Origin of the sequence: Pseudoalteromonas sp. RB2-MNA-CIBAN-0110 (genome assembly GCF_040309305.1) — a bacterium.
Classification (GTDB): domain Bacteria; phylum Pseudomonadota; class Gammaproteobacteria; order Enterobacterales; family Alteromonadaceae; genus Pseudoalteromonas; species Pseudoalteromonas arctica.
In genome coordinates this window covers 38,047-63,637 of the sequence record NZ_JBEOOQ010000004.1, presented here as the reverse complement: position 1 = coordinate 63,637, position 25,591 = coordinate 38,047, and the positions used below count along the sequence as shown (strand labels likewise).

At 37.9% G+C, this 25,591-nt stretch carries 15 protein-coding genes and 1 tRNA gene; 9 read left to right on the top strand and 7 right to left on the bottom strand.

The features are described 5' to 3' along the window. The first annotated feature begins 3 nt into the window (after positions 1–3). Complete coding sequence (fdx, locus tag AAEY68_RS04060) at positions 4–342, top strand: ISC system 2Fe-2S type ferredoxin (protein ID WP_007586379.1); 339 nt, start codon at positions 4–6, stop codon at positions 340–342. Positions 343–590: 248 nt separating this feature from the next. Then, entirely contained in the window at positions 591–2,018 is a 1,428-nt protein-coding gene (locus AAEY68_RS04055; RefSeq protein ID WP_024593756.1) for an NAD-dependent succinate-semialdehyde dehydrogenase, read from the top strand. Positions 2,019–2,307: 289 nt separating this feature from the next. Here AAEY68_RS04055 and AAEY68_RS04050 read toward each other — a convergent pair whose 3' ends face one another. The 7 genes from AAEY68_RS04050 to AAEY68_RS04020 all read right to left on the bottom strand — a co-directional run bounded on the left by AAEY68_RS04050 (position 2,308) and on the right by AAEY68_RS04020 (position 16,768). Further along, complete coding sequence (locus AAEY68_RS04050) at positions 2,308–3,969, bottom strand: HD domain-containing phosphohydrolase (protein ID WP_007586383.1); 1,662 nt, start codon at positions 3,967–3,969, stop codon at positions 2,308–2,310. After that, positions 3,941–6,052, bottom strand: a complete 2,112-nt coding sequence (locus AAEY68_RS04045) for a CHASE2 domain-containing protein (RefSeq protein ID WP_350585541.1) — start codon at positions 6,050–6,052, stop codon at positions 3,941–3,943. Before AAEY68_RS04045 ends, AAEY68_RS04050 begins: the two co-directional genes overlap by 29 nt. Before the next feature lie 128 nt (positions 6,053–6,180). Then, complete coding sequence (locus AAEY68_RS04040; RefSeq protein ID WP_024593754.1) at positions 6,181–7,014, bottom strand: MBL fold metallo-hydrolase; 834 nt, start codon at positions 7,012–7,014, stop codon at positions 6,181–6,183. Positions 7,015–7,023: 9 nt separating this feature from the next. Then, complete coding sequence (locus tag AAEY68_RS04035) at positions 7,024–13,716, bottom strand: Ig-like domain-containing protein (protein ID WP_350585540.1); 6,693 nt, start codon at positions 13,714–13,716, stop codon at positions 7,024–7,026. A 39-nt stretch (positions 13,717–13,755) separates the two neighbouring features. Continuing rightward, positions 13,756–14,877, bottom strand: coding sequence for a FecR family protein (locus AAEY68_RS04030; protein WP_165728148.1), 1,122 nt, complete (start codon positions 14,875–14,877; stop codon positions 13,756–13,758). A 12-nt stretch (positions 14,878–14,889) separates the two neighbouring features. Beyond that, a complete protein-coding gene (locus AAEY68_RS04025; protein ID WP_350585539.1) occupies positions 14,890–16,215 on the bottom strand; it encodes a hypothetical protein in 1,326 nt (441 codons plus the stop codon). A gap of 477 nt (positions 16,216–16,692) precedes the next feature. Next, a tRNA-His gene (locus AAEY68_RS04020) sits at positions 16,693–16,768 on the bottom strand. A 284-nt stretch (positions 16,769–17,052) separates the two neighbouring features. Between AAEY68_RS04020 and AAEY68_RS04015 the strand changes: the two genes are divergently transcribed. The 7 genes from AAEY68_RS04015 to rffC all read left to right on the top strand — a co-directional run bounded on the left by AAEY68_RS04015 (position 17,053) and on the right by rffC (position 25,590). Beyond that, complete coding sequence (locus AAEY68_RS04015) at positions 17,053–17,871, top strand: mechanosensitive ion channel family protein (RefSeq protein ID WP_007582322.1); 819 nt, start codon at positions 17,053–17,055, stop codon at positions 17,869–17,871. Positions 17,872–18,056: 185 nt separating this feature from the next. Next, the gene (locus tag AAEY68_RS04010; protein ID WP_350585538.1) at positions 18,057–18,839 is read left to right on the top strand and encodes a DUF481 domain-containing protein; all 783 of its coding nucleotides are present in this window, start codon (positions 18,057–18,059) and stop codon (positions 18,837–18,839) included. Between the two features lie 122 nt (positions 18,840–18,961). Further along, positions 18,962–21,640 carry an SLBB domain-containing protein gene (locus tag AAEY68_RS04005; RefSeq protein ID WP_350585536.1) on the top strand — a complete coding sequence of 893 codons (2,679 nt, stop codon included), beginning with the start codon at positions 18,962–18,964 and terminating at the stop codon, positions 21,638–21,640. Positions 21,641–21,911: 271 nt separating this feature from the next. Then, positions 21,912–22,886 carry a Wzz/FepE/Etk N-terminal domain-containing protein gene (locus AAEY68_RS04000; RefSeq protein ID WP_350585535.1) on the top strand — a complete coding sequence of 325 codons (975 nt, stop codon included), beginning with the start codon at positions 21,912–21,914 and terminating at the stop codon, positions 22,884–22,886. Positions 22,887–22,912: 26 nt separating this feature from the next. After that, positions 22,913–24,016, top strand: a complete 1,104-nt coding sequence (gene rfbB, locus AAEY68_RS03995; protein WP_350585534.1) for a dTDP-glucose 4,6-dehydratase — start codon at positions 22,913–22,915, stop codon at positions 24,014–24,016. Between the two features lies 1 nt (position 24,017). Then, the gene (gene rfbA, locus AAEY68_RS03990) at positions 24,018–24,899 is read left to right on the top strand and encodes a glucose-1-phosphate thymidylyltransferase RfbA (protein ID WP_350585533.1); all 882 of its coding nucleotides are present in this window, start codon (positions 24,018–24,020) and stop codon (positions 24,897–24,899) included. After that, positions 24,892–25,590 (top strand): dTDP-4-amino-4,6-dideoxy-D-galactose acyltransferase, encoded by a 699-nt coding sequence (rffC, locus tag AAEY68_RS03985; protein ID WP_282114479.1) that lies wholly within the window; start codon positions 24,892–24,894, stop codon positions 25,588–25,590. The genes rfbA and rffC overlap by 8 nt, the downstream gene beginning before the upstream one ends. Position 25,591: the final 1 nt, after the last annotated feature.

Genomic DNA, 25,591 nt, shown 5'->3' with positions numbered 1-25,591 from the left:
AGAATGCCACAAATTGTTTTTCTTCCACATCCTGAATTATGTCCTGACGGCGCTGCAATTGAAGCTCCTACAGGCCAAACGGTACTCGACGCTGCACTTAAAAATGGCATTAGCATTGCACATGCCTGCGAAAAGTCGTGTGCATGTACTACGTGTCATTTAGTGATTCGTGAAGGATTTGATTCACTACAAGAGAGTGATGAGCTAGAAGATGACATGCTAGATAAAGCATGGGGCTTAGAGCCTGAGTCACGCCTTGGTTGCCAAGCAATTATAAGAGATGAAGACTTAGTGGTTGAAATACCTAAGTACAATCTCAATATCGTTAATGAAGAGCACTAGTTTTTAACGATGTATATATTAAAAGCCGCTGTTTGATACAGCGGCTTTTTTGTTTCAAAAAAGCATTTATAAACACGTAGCAGCGACTTTATGTCGCGTTTTTAAATCTCAAACGTTTTAAGTTAAATTTTTCTAATCTCAAACTTGAACATCAAAATGATCACGTATTTTTCAGATTATATAAACGCGGGGTAAACCCGCTGCTACGAGTTCAACCCAATCCCTAAAATCTATTTCGGAGGTTTATTTTGAGTAATCTTATTTTCTCAGACTCATTTATTAACGGCGAATTTTATAAAACTGATACGCACTTTAGCGTTAACGATCCCGCGACCGAAAAAAGTATTGTTGATGTAAGCGATATTGACGAGCAGGGTGTAAATAGCGCAATAACCGCAGCTCAAGGGGCTTTTGTTAAGTTAAAAGCGACAAATGCGACCGAGCGAAGCGAAACGTTGATGCGCTGGTATGAGCTAGTTATAAAACACAAACAAACACTTGCAGAGCTTATGACCAAAGAGCAAGGCAAGCCGCTCAAAGAATCGCTTGGCGAAATTAACTACGGTGCAGGTTTTATCAAATGGTTTGCAGAAGAAGCCAAACGTAGTTACGGAGATGTAATTCCGCCAACAGATGACTCGCATCGTTTAACTAGCTTTAAGCAGCCTGTAGGTGTTGTTGCCGGTATTACGCCATGGAACTTCCCTGTTGCTATGGTTACTCGTAAAGTAGCTCCAGCTTACGCTGCGGGCTGTAGCTTTATACTTAAACCTTCTGAACATACGCCACTATGCGCTATCGCACTTGCTTATTTGGCCGATCAAGCTGGTTTTGTTAAAGGTGCATTTAATGTACTGGTTTCACAAGATGCCAAAACAGTAGGTAAAATGCTGACTGACTCAGAAATCGTGCGTAAGTTTACATTTACCGGCTCTACCGGTGTAGGTAAGCAGTTGCTATCTCAATGTGCAGACACAATTAAACGCACCTCGATGGAGCTTGGCGGCAATGCGCCTTTTATCATTTTTGATAATGCAGATTTAGATGAAGCTGTAGAAGGGCTAATGGCGGCTAAATTTAGAAATAGTGGGCAGGCATGTGTTGCTGCAAACCGTATCTTTATACAGCGTAATATTCTCGACAAAGTACTGTCAAAAATCACGCCAAAGGTTGCAGCGCTAAAAGTGGCAAATGGTTTTGAAGACGATGTTGATATTGGCCCACTCATTTACCCTAAAGCCAAAGATAAAGTACAACAGTTAGTACAAGACGCACTCGATAAAGGTGCGACGTTGATTGGCGATAATAGTGACTTAGGTAGCAGCTTTCAAAACCCATTAATAGTAAACAACGTAACGACAGAGATGGATATTTACCACGAAGAAGTATTTGGTCCAGTATTAACGGTTATTCCTTTTGATGAAGAAAGTGAAGTGCTTGCACTTGCTAACGATGTACCATTTGGTCTAGCAGCCTACTTTTACAGCCAAAATATTAAGCAAATTTACCGAATTAGTGAAGGGCTTGAATTTGGTATGGTCGGCGTAAATGAAGGTGTTATATCAAACCCAGTAGCGCCTTTCGGTGGCGTTAAACAATCTGGTTTGGGCCGAGAAGGTGGGCATCAAGGGCTGGATGAGTACCTAGAAGAAAAATACGTGTGTATTAAAATATAACGGCAGTTAAGTATACGAGCGCGAATTTACTTCGCGCTTTTTTATGACGTTAATATGGCAGATATATGAACTTTACCTTTTACTATTGCTACCCAAAGCGCTAAATGCTACCTTTGGGAACATATTTTTTGTTAATAAAACAACATAAAAAAACAAATAAAAAGTAAAAGGATTTCTATAAGTAGAAATAACCCCGTGTGTAAATGCCACCGTAAGGTGGCATTTTTTTGTTTGGATAGGTATAGGCTGTAATAAGCGTATTTTGAATAAAGGCATGGCTTTATAGGTGCTAACTTATAGGTGTGTAACCGGGTAAGTTATCAAAATCTACCTCATCTAGCTGCTCTGGGTTAGCATATTCATTGATATAATTTTTATAGACTTGCGACTCAATAAAAATAGCAAAAATGTCAGCATCAAGATGGTTTTTAGCAACCATTGACCCTAAAATAAATAAACACTCACTGACCGGTTTTGCTTTTTTGTAGGGCCTGTCTACTGCAGATAGCGCTTCAAAAATATCCGTAATAGCCATTAACCTTGCAGGCACCGACATTTGCTCTTTGGTTAAACCTCTTGGGTAACCAGTACCGTCAAGTTTTTCATGATGACCTAAAGCATATTCAGTCACATTGCTTAAGTGTTTAGGGAACGGCAGGGCATCTAAAATATTTTTAGTTACATCCATATGACGTTTCATTACTTCACGTTCGGCTTCGGTTAACGTGCCTCTTCGTATTGTTAAGTTTTCAACTTCATCAGCTGAGAGCAATGGTGTATTAATATCATTTATAACGAGTTGGTATTTGTTTGCAATGCGTTCAATGTGCTCAAGTTCTGCATCACCTAAAAACTCGCCCCCTACATTCACACGCTGTAATAATGCACGGTCTAATGCTAACTGTTTAAGCTCGGTATCAAGTAGGCGTTCAAATTGTTGAACTTCGATAGGTTTTTGCAGTTTCATCGCACAGATGATTTTTTGCTGATACGCTATTTTTAAATCTCGGCTAATTATTTCAAATTTAGCATCTACATATTTTATTCGATCAAAAATAGTTTCTAGTTTTGTCGACTTTTCCATAATGTGATCGGGAGTCGCGATTTTCCCACAGTCATGTAACCAGCCTGCTATATCAAGTTCATGCCGGTCGGCCTCACTCATCGAAAATGAAGCCAAAGGGCCTTTATTTATATCATGTACGGCATCAGCTAGCATTAACGTGAGTGCTGGCACTCGTTTACAATGGCCACCGGTATGAGGAGACTTTTCATCTATTGCCATCGCAATTGTTTCAGCAAAGGTCGAAAAAAGATCTTCCATTCCCTTAATTAGTGTTGAGTTAGTTAGTGAAATAGCGCCTAAAGAGGCAAAAGATCGAATTAGAGTGACAAGCTCTTCACTAAAAGGAATGTTTTTATTTTGCGCATCTTTTACATTTATAAGCTGGATTACACCAATAATGTCATCTTCGTGATCTTTTAAAGGAATTGTTAGCATGGACTCAGAGCGGTAACCCGTGCGGGCATCCATTTTGCGAGCTGCGCTCATATCAAAGGGCAGGGCATCATACACGTCAGGAATGTTAATCACTTCGCCAGAATTTGCAGAGTGGGCAACAATAGCTGTTTCGTTTGGTTTGCCATCAATAAAAAGATCTATATTAGGAAAATCTACAGGGCTCCCTAAAGTGCCACCTAAATAAAGATTTAATGACTTATTTATTACCGTTTCAAACTTGAGTTGTTTGTTTGGGGTAATAGAGTAAATGCTGCCAGCATCAGAATTTGCTATCGACATCACAACTTGCAGTATTTCATCAAGTAACTTAGACGAGTTTTTTTCTGTTGTTAGCCTAATACTAATATCGATAAAATGCTGAAGGTTTGTTTTGTCTTTAATGTGCTGTCGCATATGTTTACTACTTTTTAGTATGTTTGAAGGCACCATTCCAATCCTTAGCTAGTGTTTGCAAATCAGTGCCCTTAATACGTTCGATAAAAATGGTATAAACGTCAGAGCTAAATAGGGTCGTGCTGTGTAGTTCTTTAAATAAGCTAAGCGCTTGTGGCCAGTTTTTATTATAAAAAAGCGTCATGGCCTGCTGTGATTTTTTAACTTCATTTAACTGTTCTTCATCGAGCTTATCTGTAAAGTTTATAGGCTCAAACAACAGTACAGCCGTTGTTTTTCCGACAACTTGCACTTTATCTATTAAACGAAATGAAATATGAGGGCATTCCTTCACCGTTTCTTCTGTAACAAGAATAGCTACGCCATAAAACTTGGTCAAGCTTTCTACTCTAGCACCTAAATTAACAGTATCACCAAGAACTGTATAGGCTTTACGGTAAACCGAACCCATATCACCTACATTCATATCGCCAGTACTTAAACCGATACCTATTTTTATTGCAGGCTGATTGTTTTCTGCAAATAACTGATTTACTTGCGTTAACCCGTTAATCATACCCATTGCGGCTTCAACACCATGGCGAGCGTGGTTTTCATCTTTTAGTGGAGCATTCCAAAATGCCATCACCATATCGCCTACGTACTTATCAATAGTTCCGTTATGATCAAATATGATTTTGGTAATAGCCGTAAGATATTCGTTTAAATATTCACTTAACTGATGAGGCGACATATTTTCTGATACTGAAGTGAAACTACGAATGTCGGCAAACAACACCGTCATATTTTTTCGCTCACTTTTTTGAGATAAACTTTTACCCTGTAGTATCATCTGATTTATACGCTCAGGAGGCATATATTGGTCAAACATAGATTTTATTTTTCGGCTATGTTTCATTTCAGCGATAGAACCAACAATGATGTAATAACCCGCTAATATAATGATGAGTAAAAGGGGCATTAATAAAGGTAAACTAATTTTTTGCACTGACCATAAATAAACGTTTAAAAATATAACGACACTTGTGACTGTAAGAGACAAAACAATAATAAAACGTGCGCTCTTACCGTGGCTAAAAAACGACAGTACGCTACCCGTTAATGCAATGATGAGTAAGCTTGCTCCCAGTGACCAATTAGGTTTAGATGGCAGTAGCTCTGGGTGCATTAACCCTTCAAATATATTGGCATGTACCTCAACACCGGGATACTGTAAACCAACAGGTGTTGATCTTAAATCAGCGAGTCCAATTGCCGATGTGCCAATAAAGGATACTGTGCCTTCTAATTCCTCTAAACCAATTTTTTTGGTCAAAATATCGGTAGCCGAATAATAAGGGAAGCTATGTGCACGCCCTTTGTAAGGAATTAATATTTGCCCATATTCATCAGTTTGAATCCACTTATCTTGAAACTTTATACCTTCGAATAACGTTATACCATCTAATATATTGGAACGAGTTTCTATGTTTTCAGCAAGGGTATAAAGTCGAGCAACTTCAAGTGCTAAAGAAGGGTAGAGCTTATTGCCAACTCGATTTATAAGAGCTGCTTTACGTATAAAGCCATCTTCATCGCTATGTGCATTGATAAAACCGGTACCCGTTGTAGCATTTTGTAACTGAGGAATATTTACAATAGCACCAGGAAACTGGTTTATCTGTGAATTAGTATGATCCGCATTTGCCCATACAACACTGCTTTTAGCTGGCAAGTTTTGATTAGTGAGTTGTTCATCAATTAATAAAAAACCAAGAACAGTATCATTTTTAGATAATGCGCTTGCTAGTTTTGTGTCTGCATCGACTTGTTTAGTAATTTCAGCAAAGGGGATGGTGTACTTTTTTGATAAATCAGGAATTTCAGACATAATTTTTGTAACAGGGTTTTCTTCCTGTTCAGAAAAAAATATATCGAATGCAATAACAATAACACCTGCATCAGTAAGCTTTGTAACAAGGTCAGCTACTTTTGAGCGACTCCAAGGAAAGCGTCCTTGTTCTTGCATGCTCTTTTCATCGATATCAATTATTACAACGGTTTCATCAATACGCCTAGGCGTCTCTGAAAGTGTTAGTAATAAACGAGAGTCGTATATTATACCTTCTACGCGGTTCACTAACTTTGCAAGCGACCCAGTTGAAAATAGCTCTATTGATGCAATTAATAATGTAATAACAGCGCCAATGAAAAAGTGCTTTGAAGTAATTGGTTTTAAGGAGCTAATGAGTAACGCTCCTTGATAGACTAAAAATCAAAAACTCGTCCTTCTCGGCCGCACTCTATTTTTACCTGTTGAGCGTACTGCGTGTGTAAATATTTTTCTATAGCCAATAACTGTTCATCGGTTCTTGATGGATCGTGGCTAATAATAACCACATTTTTAATACTCGCTTTTATAGCAAGCTCAGCCACCTGATCTATGGTGCTATGCCCCCAACCATGTTTAAGAGGCAAGTCTGCATCTATAAATTGAGCATCATGAATTAGTAAATCAGCGCCTTCAATAAAGTTGACCCATTCGCTAATACTTGTGTTTGCTTTTTCTGGCGGATTTAGCTCATTGTCGGTAACGTAAGCCACCTTTTTTTCATCTGCTTTAATACAATAAGCAGTACCACCACCAGGGTGATTTAGTGGAGCAGTCGAAACCAAAAAATCATTAAGTGTAAATTGCTTTTGAGACGATAAATCAGTATTAAGCGTAATGCTGGCAGGTAAATCTTGATAACACACCGGAAAGTACGAACCACTCATTTGCTTTAATATGGCATCTTGGCTTTTTTTATCATCAACGTTACCCACAGTAATAGTTATATCGCGGTTGGGTTGGTAAATAGGTTTAAAAAAAGGAAACCCTTGAATATGGTCCCAATGGTTATGCGTTAGCAAAATATTGATAGGACTTTGTGTTTCTAGTAAACGTGTACCGAGCTCTACAATACCGGTACCAGAGTCTAAAATGAGATCTTTGCCATTATTTTGTTCGATGTACACACATGAGGTATTTCCTCCAAAAATGTGTGTATTACTTCCTGCTGAAGCCATTGAGCCTCTAACACCAAAGAATTCAACTTTCATAATTTAAGGCTAAGCTCCATCTTCTACAAAATTGAATTTAGAAATACTAACATTGTTAGAGTTAGTGTCATTACAGGTGCTGCTTACAACAACTTGGGTGTCATTTTGTAAGATGATTGAAGTAAATACATGTGTACTGGTACATTGGCTTGCTTCATAAAATCCGGCACCACTGGCTCCAAACGTATTATCTAAAGTACCGTCAGTTAAAATACGCGCTAACATTCCTTTATTGTTAGCCATGCCGGCTAAAATAAGTTGATTGCTACTATCGAGCGCTGCACCACTTAGCTCAGTGTTACCGCTTGACGCCAAAGTATATTCACCAACACCATTTACGGCAAAGCTAGTATCAAGCGCACCCGTAACGAGCAACCTAATAACATTGGCTTTATTTGGCGAATCAATAAGGTTTGCTATTAAATATAACTTACCCGTTGTGTCAGTTAAAATCTGCGCTATTTTATTGTTGGTATCTGTGGTTTCTTCACCTACATATTTAAAGACTTCAGTACCATTTGAGCTTAACTTCAATGCGATTAGCTTTGAAGTGCCACTTAATACTGCCTTACCGCCAATGAAAATATCCGCATTGTCGGTATGTACACGGTTATAGTACTCAAAAGCTGAGCCTATGATACTTCCGCCAGTGCCAAAGTTAGGCTCAAGGGTACCTTCTGGCGTCAACATTATAACGATTGGGCTAGGAGTGCCACTTATTACGATTGACCCAACAGTAATAATGTTACCGCTATTATCAAGTGCAATACCTGTCAGGTTTACCAATTCTGCGCCACTGACAGAGGTTGTGTATACACCGTCTGTTGCAAATGAAGTGTCTAAATTACCAGACTGATCAACTTTAGCTACAAAGCCCGCTTCACCATTTTCACTATTTTTAGAGCCTGTAATAACTAAATTGCCGTCGCTTTGCTCGGTTAGAGCAACACGCGATTTACTCAAATCTATGGCAATTTCTTTATGGCCACTTTCGCTAAAGCTAGTATCGATATCACCCGCACTCGTAAAGCGTGTTAGTACTAACTTAGTAATTGAGTCCGATTTAGCCGTTGATGCAAGAATATACTTACCGGCATGAGGGTCATTGCTAAGTTGTAAAACGTGCATTGATTCGTCGTTTGTCGCATCTACTAAATTATTAAGGGTAAAGTAACCATTCGTTTCAAAGTTACTAAATAATGTGGCTTGACTGTCTATTGCTGCAATAAACGGTTTTGTATTTGAATCATCATTAACACCAGCTACCCAAAGAGTGTCATTAGAGTCGATAGCTAAAGTGTTGGCAAATTGCTTACCACTTATACCATCAATTATATTAATGCCGGAGGTGCCATAGGCACTATCTAAAGTACCTTCATTATTAATCCGTGCTGAAAATAATTTTTCTGAGGCTGATACGCCAGTCGTCCCCGACAAACTAATGCCATTGTTACTAGGCTCGTGTTTAATACCTGTAATTTTAGCGCCGCCATTACCATTTCCACCATTACCATCAATATCATAAATTGCTATACCAGCATCACCAAAACTCGTTATAAGAGTACCCGTTTTATCAATAGCCAAAACCACGGCTTCTTTTTCACCACTGTTACGAGTTATGTAACCACCTGCAAAAGCAGTAAATTCAGAATCACTAACTCCGCCTACAGCAAAAAGTTCGTCGTCTTTATCATTATCAGATATATCAATTGTTAGTGCTGCGCCACCATTGAAGCTATTGTCATTATCGCCATCAGATTTTAAATAACGAAGTAGAGAGTCTTTTGTTCCCTCTGCATTGGTAACACTCCCAACCACTAAGTAATCGGAATCATCAAAGTTCTTAACTGCAAAGCCTTCATCATCTCGATTAGCGCCGCTAACATCGACAATAGCTGGAGTAGAGTTCTCAAAATCTAGATCTGATTTTTTATAATGTATCCATAAACTATCGTTTTGAGTGCCATCAAAGCGTTTACCTACAGCCAGTATCTTATCGTCATCAATTTCAAGGTCATTAATAACAAGAGTACTCGCTTGTGAAGTACAGCGAACTCCTGAATCATTCTCACCAGAGTCAGTACTTACAACGCCAGCAGTATTCATTTCCAATAAGCAGGCTTCAGTATTTGTGCCGTCAAAACTAGAATAAGCAATAAAGAGATCTGTACCGTCAGAAATAATAGCTGTGGCTTCTTCATCATCATCTAAATCTAATATTTTTATTCCATTACTATTAAAAGCATTATTTGTTATGCCAGCGTTGGTGTAAGACACAACAATAATATCTTTATCGTCGCCATCAACAAAACCAACAAAATAAAGGTTGCCATTAAGCTCAATACTGTCTTTAAACTCACCTCCAGAAAAAATGTTTGAAAGATCAAGCTCACCTGTAATCGGGCGGCCAAATGTCACATCTTCAGTTGGAATAAGAAGCTCAATTTCATCAGTAATATTAACGGTTATGTTAACGTTTGAACTTTCATTAGGTGTGCCATCATCAGTTATAGTGACATTTAAGATATATTGATTAGTTGTTTCAAAATCAAATGGGCTTTCACCTGCGGTTGATAAAACACCAGAGCTACTATTAATTTTAAATAAAGCAGTGTTACCGCCAGTTAAACTATAAGTTAAAGTCTGGTTCTCAATATCTGACGCGCTAACAGTCCCTATGATGTCGCCATCGGTAGCATTTTCATTAATACTAAAACTTTGAACCGATGCTACAGGTGCATCGTTAACACCAGTTACGGTAATGGCCACTGTGGCTGTATTGGTTCCGCCATTATTATCACTAATCGTATAAGTTATTGTGGCAAGACCATTGGTATTGGCTTCAGGCGTATATTGAATTTGATTGCCAACTACTGAGACCGAGCCAATATCAGCTGAGGCTGAAGAGATCACCAAGCTGTCTCCATCAGAGTCAGTATCATTTGCTAATACGTTTATCAGTATTGGTGCTGCATCTTCAGCCATGGTCGCGGTATCGTTATTGGCAACAGGTGCATCATTCACGGCAGTTATCGTAATAGCGAGCGTGGCAGTATTCGTTCCACCATTATTATCACTAACAGTATAGGTAACTGTTGCTAAGCCGTTGCTATCGGCTGCCGGTGTGTATTGAATTTGATTGCCAACTACTGAGACTGAGCCAATATCAGCTGATGCTGCACTGATCGCCAGGCTGTCGCCATCTACATCTGAGTCATTTTCTAATACGTTTATCAGTATTGGCGCTGCATTTTCAGCCATAGTAGCGGTATCGTTATTGGCAACAGGTACATCATTCACGGCAGTTATCGTAATAGCGACCGTGGCAGTATTTGTTCCACCATTATTATCACTAACGGTATAAGTAACTGTTGCTAAGCCATTGCTATCAGCTGCCGGTGTGTATTGAATTTGATTGCCAACTACTGAGGCTGAGCCAATATCAGCTGAGACTGCACTTATCGTCAAGCTGTCGCCGTCTTCATCTGAGTCATTGGCTAATACGTTTATCAGTATTGGCGCTGCATCTTCAGCCATAGTAGCAGTATCGTTATTGGCAACAGGTGTATCGTTCACTGCAGTTATAGTAATAGTGACCGTGGTATTATCTGTTCCGCCATTATTATCACTAACGGTATAAGTAACTGTTGCTAAGCCGTTGTCGTCGGCCGCCGGGGTGTATTGAATTTGATTACCAACTACTGAGGCTGAGCCAATATCAGCGGAGGCAGCACTGATCGTCAAGCTGTCACCATCTTCATCTGAGTCATTTGCCAATACGTTTATTAGTATTGGCGCTGCATCTTCAGCCATGGTAGCCGAATCGGCGTTTGCTATTGGGGCATCGTTTACGGAGTTAATAGTGATAGTTAACGTTGTTGTACTGGTACCACCGCTGCTATCGCTTACAGTATAAGTAACTGTTGCTACGCCGTTGTCGTCGGCTGCCGGTGTATATTGAATTTGATTGCCAACCACTGCGACTGAACCAGTATTTGCCGAGGCAGCACTGATAGTGAGGCTATCACCATCCACGTCAGAGTCATTTGCCAATACGTTTATTAGTATTGGCGCTGCATCTTCATCTACTGTCGCTGAGTCTGCGTTTGCAATAGGAGTATCGTTTACAGGAGTAATAATTATTGATAAGTTTGTAGTTGCAGTACCGCCATTACCATCACTTATTGTGTAGCTAATAATTGCTGTTCCATTTGTATTAGCAGCAGGCGTGTATTGGATTTTATTATCAACAACAGATGCAGAACCTATATCTGCAGTAGCAGCTGTTATTGTAAGAGTATCGCCATCAATGTCGGAGTCGTTAGCTAGTACGTTAACTAATAACGCAGGAGCATCTTCGTTCATCGTTGCTGAATCAGTATTTGCAGTAGGGGCATCATTAACGGGTGTCACGGTAATCGTCACACTTGCTGTTCTGTCGTTTATACCTTCATTACCAGTACTATAGCCATCCGTAATGGTGTAAGTTAGTACTATCTCACCTGAAAAGTTTGCTGGTGGAGTAAACTGTATTTTTCCGGCGACAATAGTCGCTTCTCCAGCAATATCTTCTATGTTCGAAATACTAATCGTATCGCCATCTGCATCAGTGTCGTTAGCTAGCACGTCTAATAAAGATGCAGAGCTGTCTTCGTCTAACGTAAATTGATCGTTATTGGCTTCTGGAAAAGTATTAACGCCGCTTTCACTTAATGTTACTTGAGCTGTTGCAGTTAAGCCTTGCTCATTTGAAATTGAATAAGTAAAGCTATCTACACCAATAAAACCTAAGTCTGGCTGGTAGGTAAATGAGCCATCAACTTTTAATGTAAGCTCGCCATTTTGAGTTGCATTGATTGCCGTGGTGTTAACTGATAAATCGCCAGCCTCAATATTAAAATCGTTAATTAATAAGCCATTTTGTACTGTTACTTCAAATAGTTTATTTTTACTAAATTGATAGGCATCATTTTGTGCGACAGGGCTATCAGGTTCGCTGTTTATTACTAAAGTTACTGTGGCTGTAGAGGTTGCACCTAATGAGTCGATAGCTTGATATCGAAATTGATCAACACCATTAAAATTAGCATCCGGCACATAACTAAAGCTGCCATCAATTGCTAATAATAGTTGGCCATGTGTTGGTGCCACAATAAATGTTTCATCAACTGAAAAACTGTCATTATTTGGGTCAGTATCGTTACTAAGCACACCATTGGCTGCTGTAACCACAAGTGTTTCATCTTCGCTTAAACTATAGCTATCATTTTTTGTTACAGGGGCTACGTTAGTGTTTGAGCTTACAATAGTTACATTTGCAATAGCCTGAGCACCTTGTGCATCAACAACTCTATACTGAAAGCTGTCTTGGCCTTGCATGTTCTGCTCGCCTTGGTATTCAAAGCTACCATTATCAAAAAGGGTTAATTGTCCTCTTGTCGGTTCGCTAACAGGCGTTGTATCAACAGTTAAGTTATCTAAATCAATATCGCTATCGTTAATAAGTAAGCCAGGCGATAGGACAACTAAGGTTCCATTGTTTGTAATGTTATAAGTATTATCAAGCGCAATAGGGGCGTCGTTAACAGCTAAAATGGTTATCTCTACAACTGCGGTATCTGTCATACCTAGCTCGTTAGCAACTTGATAGCTAAAGGCATCTTCACCATTAAAGTTTGCAATAGGGATATAAGTAAAATCCCCATTTTCATTTATATCAATGGTGCCATGCTGCGGTAGAATTAATGCATCTGCATTTACACGTAAATCGCCACTGTATTGATTCGTATCATTTGTTAGAACGTTGCCTTGCAGAGTTTGATCTTCATTTATCTGAAACTGATCGGCATTAGCTTCTGGTGCAAATGCAAGCTCTCCACCCACTGGTGCTATGTTTATTATATTAGCAAAGCCACTTTCACCACTGCCATCAATACCGGTAATAAGTACTTGATAACTTTTATCTGTAAGTGACTCGGTAATGCTTAATGCAGTATCTTGAATACTTAAAAATTGTTGCCCGTTTTCTAATTCATTAATATTAGTAGATGAAACTCCAGCTTGAGTTGCAATATAAACGTTATAACGATTAAGTTCGGGGTTTGCTTGCCACGAAAGATTAATATTATCTTCGTCTCGCTGAGCTGTAACACCTTCAATTTGATATGGTTGCCAGTTAAAAGTAATTGCATCAGCAAGGACTTGATTATTTAAAGTGTCAGTTATCCATATTTCTAGGCGTATCTCTCCTGGAGTTACACCATAAAGTGCAGGGCTGAGGCCTATAATTGATTTTTCGTAGTCAAAACCACAATCAGAAGAACACAGTGATATGCTTTTATTGACACTAGGGAGCACTAAATTAACTTCAGCAATGCCATCAGTATCCGAAGCTTCAAGTAAAAAAGAAACGTTGCCTTGCACAGTTTCGTTTGTTTGTGAAAAAACAATATTAGCGCGTGTATTAGCTATGCTTGATCCAACTACTCCTCTACTTGAAGTGACAGCACCTAAAACTTTTGTATTCTTGGTTTGATTACTCGCTATAACACCAGCCAAATTTATATAGCTAGTCACCGTTGGCGGTACTACTTCAGCCGTAGGTGATTGTATTGTCTCTTGAGCAGGGCTTTCTTCTGAGCCTCCGCAGGCACTTAACAAAAACACCATAGAACCAAGCAAAAATATATTTTTTGCTGTCATTTTAAATACTCCATAATAAAAGCTTTGTATCCAATGTGTTTATGGTTCTAATTTAAAAGAACCGCTAGCATTTACATCAGGATTATTTATTTCGTTAAGATTAAAGTTGCCAGTAATGTTGTCTAAGTCATTCAAAAATATTGCATCAACATCGCCCTCGGCTTTGTTGTTGCCGTGGGATGCAAATGTAACGGCTAAGTCAAGTTCGCTTAAATTTATTAAACCGCTGTAAGCCGCATACCAATTTCCGCCCGCGTCATTAAAACTAATTTCGCCATCAGGTACCGTGCCATTATCAAAATCAACAGCCATAGTCATAGCAAAGTCAGTAACAGCACCCACACTCGAATTTACATTAAAGCTTGATGCTTCATAGTTAAATACACCTTGGCGCTGAGCTATTTGATCGACTAAAGATGCGCTACTAACTGTTTGAAATTGTTGTTCAGAATATATATCCATAGTATCTGTATCTGCTTCAAAAGCATTTACTTCAACTTCAGTTACAGATGCTTGTTCAGTCTCTTCTTCGTTGTCATCTTTAGGGTCGATCGTTACTATATTTTGATCAAACACACGTGCCGCACGCGTCGTTTTTAATACTTCACCAGAGGCTGTAATTTGTGCAAACGAAAATGCCTCGTTATCACCCAAAGAAACCACACTATTATTTTCGAGTGTTAGATCTATTGCGCCATCCCATACAGCTAAAAACACATTGCCTTCAACGAGCTGAACTTCAAAATGTGTTCCACGTATACCAATAGAGCCAACGGGGGTTTTTACACTATAAGAGCCGCCATTTTTTTTAATCACACCCGAAATAGAGCGTAAGCCACCTTTAAGTAACTCAATAGAAGCAGAACCTTGTTGGGTATTATCATCAAATTCGTAGTTAGCAATATTTAATTCTGAATTTTCTTTTAAAGCGATTAAACCACCATCCGACATTGAAAATTGCGCTTTGCTTTTCTCTCCAGTCGTAATGCGATCTACACCAAAAACGGTATCTCTGCGCTGCAACTGCCGTTGTTGTTCAGAGCTTCCATCAACCGCTAGTACAGAGCCTCGCGCTAAAATAGTTTTACCAGCAGGATCATTTGCTTGTGTATAAAAACTTACACAAAGTAAAGTGGTAATTACAGGGAGTAAATGTTTCATAAATACCTTAAATTAAAATGAGTAAGAAGCGCTTAAATTGATATCTAAACGGTCATATTCGAATAAAGAAATATTACTGGATTTATCTTGATAGTTGGCAGCCAACTGTATTGCTAAATCACGATTAACTAAGTAGCGAACAGACGTTGAGAGCATAAAGAGGTTATCGGCACGTTCTTGTAAAAATAAAGGGTGATCATCTTTATAATTAATCCATTGGTATCCAGCAAGAGATAACAACTGCCAATGTTGAGCTAGTTGAGTGTTCACTTGGTAGTACAAACTCGTAATATTACGGCTATTAAATTCACCTTCAGTAATATCGGCTTCTTCATTTTTAGCGTTAACACTTAAACTTTGAAACCATTGCTTAGTTGCATAGCTAGCTCCTGCGTTTATTGCATAAAACGAATTATTGAGCTTTTCATCAAATCTATTATTTAAAACACCCGCAGTCGCAGAGCTAAATAAATTAACTTGTTTATTCAGCTTATAACTAGCACCTGCTGTTAAAGCTGATTCAGTACGATAAAGATCGCCATCAAGCATTAATGGAGTCGTCGATACTTGTGCAAACCAACTTATGTCATTTTGTTTATATTGATAGGCAGCATTAATATGCGCATTTATACGATCGTATTGGCTGAGTTCTGCAAACTTGTACCACCCGGTATTAACACTCAAAGTGATTAAACTTTTTTGATCTATAGGGTGAGAGTGCTTTCCTCTGTAATTTAGTCGCGCATAGTTGTCTTGCGTACTTTTACTTTCTGGCGATAATAAAAATTCACCAATATTAGGGATTATAATCGTATTTTCTGCCGTACCAGCATTTACGTTGCCATCAACGCCAAGGGCAAGCTCAATATTTTGCTTATAAGAACGCCCAGCATCTTGCTTTTTAAGTGTGGTTGTATCAAGTAAGGACTGTGCTAAAGACTTTATGTTATTAGGTGTATTAGGTGAGTTAATCAGTATTAAAGCTTGGGTATCGGCAGCAGGTAAATTATTAACGGTTAAATAAGCACGAACTAAGTACAAGCGAGCTTCATACCATCTAGGGTTGTTTTCAAGCACGCGTTCAAAAGCAAATACAGCAGGTGCCGCATTTCCTGTTTTAAGCGCAGAGACCCCAAGTAAAAAATCATAAACAGGCTCACCTAAGTATTGAAATTCACTGTTACTTTTTTCGTAAGCCTGAGTATATTTCTTTTCAGAAACTAATTTTTGCAGTTCAATCAATAGATTATCATATTCATCATTGCTTTGAGCCAATGAGCTAAAACTTATTAAGGCCAAATAACTACATAGTAAATTTCTTAAAAGCTGTTTAATCATGCTTAATTTTATATCCCATAGGAAGTTTGATGTTTTGTAATAAAGTGATGTTATACCAATCTGCTTATATGTGAGGTCTATTTAACGTTAAGAAAATCACGCTAAAACTAGGCGAAAATTTTTGTATCTTGTTGTTATAAATAAAAAATTTTAACAACGTTTTAGTGCGATTTAATTTGTTAAGTTGCTCAAATATTTATGCAGGTTGGTATTAGTACTAGAAATCTAGCACTTTTTGTACTTAAGTACAGCCAATGTAATCACATTAGTTAAATAAATGTTATTTAATTGCAGGCTAAATACTTGCTTAATAAATCTTCAAGTTAAACTAATTAAAGGGGAGAGGTTGCTGATAAACTAATTTAGCTTAAAATATTAATTTGGGTAACAAAGCTTGGGTATGCTGTATAGAATATTAAAAAATATAATTTAGGGGAATTATTAAAATATAAATAAGGGTATTACTAGGAGAAAAAGTGGGGCGATTGACGGGGCTTGAACCCGCGACAACCGGAATCACAATCCGGGGCTCTACCAACTGAGCTACAACCGCCACTACACACACCTTGTTTGGTGTGGCGCGCATAATACATAAAATAATAAATGTTGTGAAGTCTAAAAGTGAAATAAATTAAAATAATTTAAATAAACAAATTTAATCAGTGTTGGACAGCTAGTATTTCCGGGGATTAGGTAACATATTTGTCGCATAACCTTCGCGAAAAATCGAATACAGGCGACTTTAATAGTATTAATTCATTATTCTATGAGAATAAATTGTAAATTAATGTATAATAATGCTCGGAAAACGCTTAATAAAAAACATTTGGAGTAAATATGGATTCAGTACTTAATTGGCTTAACGATAACTCAGGCCTAATCTTACACTACGGTATACAAGCTGTTGTTGCGCTTGTTATCTTTTTACTTGGTAGTCGTATCGCTAAGTTTTGTTCTAACTTAACTGAAAAAGGTTTTGCTAAAAAGAAAGTAGATAAAGCTGTAGGGTCGTTTGTTTCAAGCATTGTGTACACACTTGTATTTGCTGTTACTATTTTAATGGCACTTTCGCAAATTGGTATTGAAACAACTTCGTTCATTGCTATTTTAGGTGCTGCAGGCTTAGCTGTTGGCTTAGCATTACAAGGTTCATTATCTAACTTCGCATCAGGCGTACTTATTATTTTACTTCGCCCATTCAAGTCTGGTGACTTTGTTGAAGCAGGTAATAAAATGGGTACTGTTAAGAAAATCGAAATATTTTCAACTGAACTTCGTACACCAGATAATAAAGTAATCATCGTACCAAACTCTCAAATAATGTCTGGCGCTATTACAAATTTCTCACGAGAGTCTACTCGTCGTATCGATTTAGTTATTGGTGTTAGTTACGATGCTGATTTACGTCAAGCAAAAGAAGTATTAAAATCTGTATTAGATGCAGAAACACGCATACTTAAAGACCCAGCTTATACAGTCGCTGTATCTGAGCTAGGTGATTCTAGCGTAAACTTTGTTGTTCGCCCTTGGGTTAACGCTGCTGATTACTGGCCTACTTACTGGTCATTAATGGAAAATATTAAAATTGCATTAGATGATGCAAATATTGCAATCCCATTTCCACAAATGGATGTTCATTTACACAAGCAAGACTAATTTTAAATAGTTATTTAATTAAAGTTATTTTTAATTGTTGTAGTGATAAAACGGCTATTAGACATAAAATTTCATGCAGTATTTGCTGCATGAAATTTTTTACATTATTACTTAGCTGTTTTGCTTGCTCTAACAAGTAACGCTTTAATAAAATAGATATACATTTATACAAAGGTTATTTTTTAATGAAATTAAAGCTTTTATCAGTTTTAGTTGCAGCATCTGCTGCAACAAATGCATTCGCTGCAGACGCAGATCAAAAAACGTGGGAAGTTACCAGTGAACTTGGTGCTATTATCACAAGTGGTAATACAGAAACGACCACACTCAAAGGTGGTATTAAAGTACAGCACAACCTTGAACACTGGAACAACGAATACAAACTAGATGGTATCTACAAAGAAGATGAAGTTGAAGATGCGAATGGCGACAAAAATAAGCAGCGCACAAATGAAAAGTACTCGATTTCAGCGCAAGGTAATTACAAATTAAATGAAGATCATTCTCATCTATTCATTTATGGTTCACACGTTTCAGATTATTTTGGAGCATATAGAAGTGAGTCAGTAATTTCTGCAGGTTACGGTCTACGTTTATTAAACGAAAAAACAATGTGGTTAAGTGCCGAAGTTGGTCCTGGTTATAAATATTTTGAATACCCAGATGACAGCTCTGAAATTGATGATAACGGTAACTCTCTTGCTGGCGAGTTTGAAGGCGAAGTAATTGCCTTAGGTAAATTAGATTACAACTGGCAAATTTCTGAGAGTGCACGTTTTACTCAATTAGTTGCTGTAGAGTATGGTGATACAAACACTAAAACTCGTTCAGAAACTGCATTGCTTGCAAAAATAAACGGCTCATTACAAATGAAAGTCGCTTTTAATGTCACTAACAACTCAGATGTTGCTGACGACAAAGAAAGCACTGACACAGAAACATCATTTACTCTGGTTTACAGTTTTTAACCAATGTAACTAAGTTAATGACACTAAAGTGACAAAAGGGACGAAAGTCCCTTTTTTATTTGCTCAAAATTAAGGTATTATAGCCACCAATTTTGGTTGTAGACCTAGGGATATACCTACTCGTGAAAGTTTTTACACAATTTATTAGTGCTTTTATTCTACTTTGTAGTTTTAGTACTTTGGCTTTTACGCCAACAGCATCTCAAATTGAGCAATTTAAAAAGCTGCCCAAAGCCCAGCAAGAAGCCCTAGCAAAACAGTATGGTGTTGATGTTTCAACAATCACCGGTACAAACCAATCCAATAATCAAAATAATACAGAGCAACAAAACAGTATTGGCGAGCGCGCAGAGCCAGAGAAAGAGCAGCTAACAGATGAAGAGCGCTTCAAACCAAAAGCAGACGAATTAAAACCATATGGTTATGAGTTGTTTGCAGGTGAACCCACTACATTTATGCCAAGCGAAAATGCCGCAGTACCCGATACTTATATTGTAGGCCCTGGCGATCAATTAAAAATTAACTTTTATGGTAAAGAAAGTGACAGTTTTGAAGTCATAGTTGACCGTGAAGGACGTATTAGTATTCCTGACCTGAGCCCTGTAGAAGTGGCTGGTTTAACCTTTGCTGAAATTAAAGAACTAATAAAAGTAAAAGTAGAGCAGGAAGTTATTGGTGTAAAAGCCTTTATATCGCTTGGCCAACTTCGTAGCATGCGTATTTTAGTGCTAGGAGAAGCGTATAAGCCAGGTAGTTACAGTGTTTCTTCATTAACAACCGTTTCGCACGCATTATTCGTAAGCGGTGGCGTGTCTGACATTGCCTCTCTTCGTAATATTCAAGTTAAACGAGCAGGCAACGTAGTTGCAAACTTTGACCTTTACGACTTACTTATTAATGGCGATAGCAGTAACGATATCGTATTAAAGCCGGGCGATGCTGTATTTATTCCATCAGTTGGCGCTCAAGTAAGAGTTGAAGGTGCGGTTAAACGCCCAGCTATCTTTGAACTTAAAAAAGGTGAGTCTGCTAAGCAGTTATTAGCAATGGCCGGAGGCCTTAAACCAAATGCATATGCCAAAAGCGCAATTGTAGAGCGCTTTAACTTCGATCGCAAAGAAGTGCTATCGGTAGATTTTTCAAAATCGCAAATTAACTATATTCCACAAGATGGCGACCGTATTCGCTTTAATTCAGTTAGCTCGCAATATCAAAACTCAGTTAGCTTAATTGGTGCTGTAGCGCGCCCAGGCAATTATCAGTGGCATCAAGGCAAGCGCATTTCAGATGTACTTAAATCAGTACGTGGTGATTTACTACCGCAAGCCGATTTAAGCTATGGACTCGTAATCCGCGAAATAAATATAAACGGCGATATAGAAGCACACCAATTCGACGTTGCTCAAGCGATTATTAAAAATCCTGAAAATAACTTACAACTTCAAGCTAATGACAAAATTGTTGTATTTAGCCGTTTTGAAGAAAAAGAATTAGAGCAATCAACTCTAGCAAATATGGCCCTTAGTCAAGAGCAACAAGAGCAGCAACAAAAAGCAGAGCAATGGCATAAGTTTGAGCAAAAAGAGTTCGAAAAATACATTGGCGTTAATCAAGAAGACGAAGAACTTGTTCTTGAAGACAATAAAATACTCACTATTGCTGAAATTTCTAAGCGCAAAGCAAAAGAAGAAGAAGACCAAGAACTCAAACCTGAAGATTACGCGTTATTTAGCCGCCATAATTTATTAGCGCCAATTATTGCTAAATTTAAGCAGCAAGCATCAGTGCAGCAAGCTATGCAATTAGTTGAGATTAGCGGAAACGTTACTTTCCCAGGTATTTATCCACTAATGATTGGTGGTGAGGTAAGTGATTTAATAACAGCAGCAGGTGGCTTGCTGGAGTCTGCATACATAAAACAAGCTGAAATTACGCGAATAGTAGCGAGTGATGGTTCTAAAATAGAACACTTACGATTTGACCTTGAAAGCGCCATGAAGGGCGATCTTCAAAGTAACATTACGCTACAAAGTAAAGACAGCATAAACGTTTTTGCAATTCCAAATTGGCAAGAAAATGTAAAAGTAGAATTAAAAGGCGAGCTTAAATTTCCGGGCACTTACACCATACGCCGAGGAGAAACGCTTACTGAATTGCTAGAACGTGCGGGTGGCTTTTCAAAATTTGCAGAGCAAAAAGCAGCTGTATTTACCCGTACGTCGATTAAAGAGCAAGAGGAAAAGCAGTTAGCACGTTTATCTACAGAGCTTCGCCGTGATATAGCTTCTAAGAGCTTCCAAAACTCTGTAAGCAGTAGCACACTTTCATATGAAGAAATGAACAAGCTGTTAAACGACCTCGCGAGTGTTGAAGCCGTAGGACGTTTAGTAATTGATTTACCTTTAATTGTAAATAACCAACAAAACTTAGTATTACAAGATGGTGATACACTTTATGTACCAAGCAAGCGTGATTCAATTAGCGTAATTGGTGAAGTTAATTACTCAACATCGCACCTATACAAAACTGGGGTGAGTGTTGATGATTATCTTGCTTTGAGTGGTGGCCTTAAAGAGCGTGCCGCTGAAGACAGAATTTACATTATTAAAGCCAATGGTTCAGTGAAAATACCAAACACAGGTGGCTGGTTTGCAGCAAATAATGCTGATCAGTTAGAACCAGGCGACACAATAGTAATACCAATGGACGCAGGACACATGGACAAGCTAACGCTTTGGAGCACTGCAACGCAGATTCTTTATCAGCTAGGCGTAGCTGTGGCAGCTATTGGTAGCTTATAAAAAGAAAATAAATAAACGCAGTGAGTAAAACTATTGTTGCGTTTATTTTGACTAAAATATTGATAGAAATATAAATCGAAACTTGAATTAACTGTGTTGTTTACTTCAGTTAAGTTATTTACTCCGTAAGAGTATTTATTTTTAATAAGTTAAGATTACTAAGTTTTGTAGTTTCATATCTTCCCAGTTATCTGTAGCTAAAAACTTAAATTCAATGTTTTGTTGAAAATTGAATCATATATCTCAGAAAACTGGCTGATAAGAGAATTACATGAGTAATAAAATTAAAGAATATCACAACGAGTTAAACTATTTAGAGCAAGACTTTGATGCAGAGATAAATTTAAAGGAGTTATTATCAGTACTATGGAAGCGTAAATTTATAATTATTTTCACATCGATATTATTTACTTTTATAGCTGTATTTTATGCATTAAGTTTACCCGATACTTATAAGTCTGAAGCATTATTAACTGCAGCAGAACAGAAAGAGTCTGGCGGCTTAGGTGGCTTATCAGGGCAGTTTGGTGGTTTGGCTAGCTTGGCTGGAATTAATTTGGGTGCAGGCTCAGATAATAAAACACAGCTAGCAATTGAAGTTTTGAAGTCACGTCAATTTACGAGCGAATTTATACAAAATCATAATATCCTACCCAATTTAATGGCAGTAAAGTCATGGAATAGTAGTACTAATGATATTTTATACAATGAAGATGTTTATCTCGCAGAACAAAAAAAGTGGGTTCGTGAAATATCTGCACCTTTCAAGCCAAAGCCTTCAATGCAAGAAGCATATAGAGCATTCAGCAAAGTCGTATCTATAAATACTCTAAAAGATACAGGGATGATTACAATTTCAATTGAACATGTTTCCCCTGTCGTTGCCAAGCAGTGGGTAGACTGGTTAATTGCCGACATCAATTCGGTTATGAAAAAACGAGATGTAGCAGAAGCCAATCGTAGTACAGATTTTCTAGTTAAACAGTTAGATAAAACAAAAATTGCAGATATACGTTCAATTTTATACAAGCTTATAGAAGAGCAAGCAAAAACGATTATGTTCGCTAATGTTCGTGATGAATACGTATTTAAAACAGTAGATCCAGCAATCGTCGCTGAAATTAAGTCAGGCCCCAAACGAGCTTTTATCTGTATATTTGCGGCAATTCTAGGGTTTATTTTGGCAACAATTAGCGTTTTAACTTTGTATTTTCTAAAAAAAGAAGACTCAAATAATCCGCTTTGAGCAGTAAAGTTTTAAAGGTAATTAAATTGAAAATACTAATAACAGGTGGTGCAGGGTTTATTGGCTCTGCTGTTATCCGACATATAATAGATAATACTCAAGATTTGGTTATCAATCTCGATAAGCTGACTTATGCAGGTAATTTAGAGTCACTAAGATCAGTTGATAGTAATGAGCGTTATGCATTTGAGCAAGTTGATATTTGTGACCGTGTAGCCCTAGACCGTGTGTTTACCGAGCACAAGCCAGATGCTGTAATGCATTTAGCTGCAGAGAGCCATGTTGATCGCTCAATTACAGGCCCCGCTGAATTCATTCAAACCAATATTGTAGGAACTTACACTTTATTAGAAGCTGCTCGCGAGTACTGGAATTCACTCGAAGATAGCGCAAAGCTCGCTTTTAGGTTTCATCATATATCTACTGATGAAGTGTATGGTGATTTACCTCACCCAGATGAGCAAGCGGGTAATGCGTTGAGTAAAGCGCTACCTCTGTTTACTGAACAAACATCTTATGCACCAAGCAGTCCTTATTCAGCAAGTAAGGCATCTAGTGATCACTTAGTTCGTGCATGGCTACGTACGTATGGCTTTCCTACAGTTGTAACCAATTGCTCAAATAACTATGGGCCATATCATTTCCCTGAAAAATTAATACCATTAGTAATACTTAATGCCCTTGAAGGTAAAAAACTACCGATTTATGGAAAAGGTGATCAGATTAGAGATTGGTTATTCGTTGAGGATCATGCTCGAGCTTTATATAAGGTAGTAACTGAAGGTAAAATTGGTGAAACATATAATATTGGTGGCCATAACGAAAAGCAAAACATTGAAGTTGTTAAAAGTATTTGCAGTATTCTAGATACTTTAGTGCCTAAGGACTCCCCGTACTCAGAACAGATAACGTACGTGGCAGATCGCCCTGGTCACGATAGACGTTATGCTATTGATTCATCAAAAATGAGTGCAGAGCTAAACTGGACACCGGTCGAAACCTTTGAAACAGGCCTACGTAAAACCGTTCAATGGTATTTAGATAATCAAACGTGGTGTCAAAACGTACAAGATGGTTCATATCAGCGTGAGCGTCTGGGCGAAATAAATATGACAGCTAAAGGAAAATAGCATGAAAGGAATTATCCTTGCCGGAGGCTCCGGTACACGCCTTTATCCTATTACTATGGGTGTATCCAAGCAGTTACTCCCAATTTATGATAAGCCAATGATTTACTATCCGCTTTCTGTGTTGATGTTAGCGGGAATACGTGAAATCTTAATTATTACTACACCTGAAGATCAAGAATCATTTAAACGATTATTAGGTGATGGCTCACGCTTTGGCATTGAGCTTAGTTACACGATACAACCAAGCCCAGATGGCTTGGCTCAAGCGTTTATTTTAGGTGAAGAGTTTATTGGCTCTGACGACGTTTGTTTATTGCTAGGCGATAATATTTTTTATGGGCAAGGGTTTTCACCTAAGTTAAAGCATGCGGTTGAGAATGCTAAGAACGGACTAGGGGCGACTGTATTTGGCTATCAAGTAAAAGATCCGGAACGTTTTGGTGTTGTTGAATTTGATGAGAACCAAAAGGCTATTTCCATTGAAGAAAAGCCAGCTAAACCAAAGTCTGATTTAGCAGTAACCGGTTTATATTTTTACGATAATTCTGTTGTAGAAATAGCAAAACAAGTTAAGCCCTCGCATAGAGGTGAGCTAGAGATAACGTGCTTAAATGAAATTTATTTAAAGCAAAATAAGCTTAATGTTGAAATATTGGGTCGCGGTTTTGCTTGGCTTGATACTGGCACGCATGAAAGCTTACTTGAAGCGGCTCAATTTGTAGAAACAATTGAAAAGCGACAAGGGTATAAAATAGCTTGCTTAGAAGAAATTGCATTCAATAATAAGTGGCTAACTAAATCTGAAATTGAAGCGCTTGCAGCCCCAATGCTTAAAAATAGTTACGGCCAATACCTAATGGGCTTAGTAAAAAGTAATGCATAATCATTTTACTTTGAAGGAGTGGGATAGCCACTTTTTTAACAAGACAATATTTTCACTTGAGCTAACAAGTGATGATATAGAAAATAAAAATTGGCCTAGTAACTCACTAGTAACAACTAAAGTTAGTTCAAATAACTATCACGATTTAGATAAAATGAATAAGTACGGCTTTAGCTTTGTTGAGGGAGAAGTTGTATTTCAAAAAAGCTTACTAGACAGCAATGACGTAGTTTCACTACCAAGTTTTAATTGTTATCTAGCGCTAGAAAGCGATATTGATGAACTTAAACGTACAGTAAGTGATTTATATGTGAATAGTCGTTTTAGAGAGCCGTGGTTTTCTCCAAGTGAAAGAGATTGCTTTTATCAAACGTGGATCGAAAATGCAGTTTTATCTAAATTCGATGACTGTTGCTTAGTCTTAAAGAACGAAGGTAATATTTCTGGTTTTATTACCATTCGGATTAGAAATAAAGAAGCCGTTATAGGGCTTATTGGAGTAGCTAGTCGTTTTCAGGGGCAGGGAATAGGTAGTGAACTGCTAAAGCTAATAGAGGCCTACTGTTTAGCAAATAACGTTAGCAAGATAAAAGTTGCAACACAAACTAGCAATACCCCCGCAGCAAATTTATACAGTAAAAATGGTTTTAGCATTGCTGATATATCATATTGGTTTTATAAACAGGTTTAAA

Excerpts from the sequence above, each read along its gene's own strand:
- fdx (WP_007586379.1), top strand. The coding sequence starts at position 4 with ATGCCACAAATTGTTTTTCTTCCACATCCTGAATTATGTCCTGACGGC.
- AAEY68_RS04050 (WP_007586383.1), bottom strand. The coding sequence starts at position 3,969 with ATGGTGCCTTCAAACATACTAAAAAGTAGTAAACATATGCGACAGCAC.
- AAEY68_RS04040 (WP_024593754.1), bottom strand. The coding sequence starts at position 7,014 with ATGAAAGTTGAATTCTTTGGTGTTAGAGGCTCAATGGCTTCAGCAGGA.
- AAEY68_RS04035 (WP_350585540.1), bottom strand. The coding sequence starts at position 13,716 with ATGACAGCAAAAAATATATTTTTGCTTGGTTCTATGGTGTTTTTGTTA.
- AAEY68_RS04030 (WP_165728148.1), bottom strand. The coding sequence starts at position 14,877 with ATGAAACATTTACTCCCTGTAATTACCACTTTACTTTGTGTAAGTTTT.
- AAEY68_RS04025 (WP_350585539.1), bottom strand. The coding sequence starts at position 16,215 with ATGATTAAACAGCTTTTAAGAAATTTACTATGTAGTTATTTGGCCTTA.
- AAEY68_RS04015 (WP_007582322.1), top strand. The coding sequence starts at position 17,053 with ATGGATTCAGTACTTAATTGGCTTAACGATAACTCAGGCCTAATCTTA.
- AAEY68_RS04010 (WP_350585538.1), top strand. The coding sequence starts at position 18,057 with ATGAAATTAAAGCTTTTATCAGTTTTAGTTGCAGCATCTGCTGCAACA.
- AAEY68_RS04000 (WP_350585535.1), top strand. The coding sequence starts at position 21,912 with ATGAGTAATAAAATTAAAGAATATCACAACGAGTTAAACTATTTAGAG.
- rfbA (WP_350585533.1), top strand. The coding sequence starts at position 24,018 with ATGAAAGGAATTATCCTTGCCGGAGGCTCCGGTACACGCCTTTATCCT.
- rffC (WP_282114479.1), top strand. The coding sequence starts at position 24,892 with ATGCATAATCATTTTACTTTGAAGGAGTGGGATAGCCACTTTTTTAAC.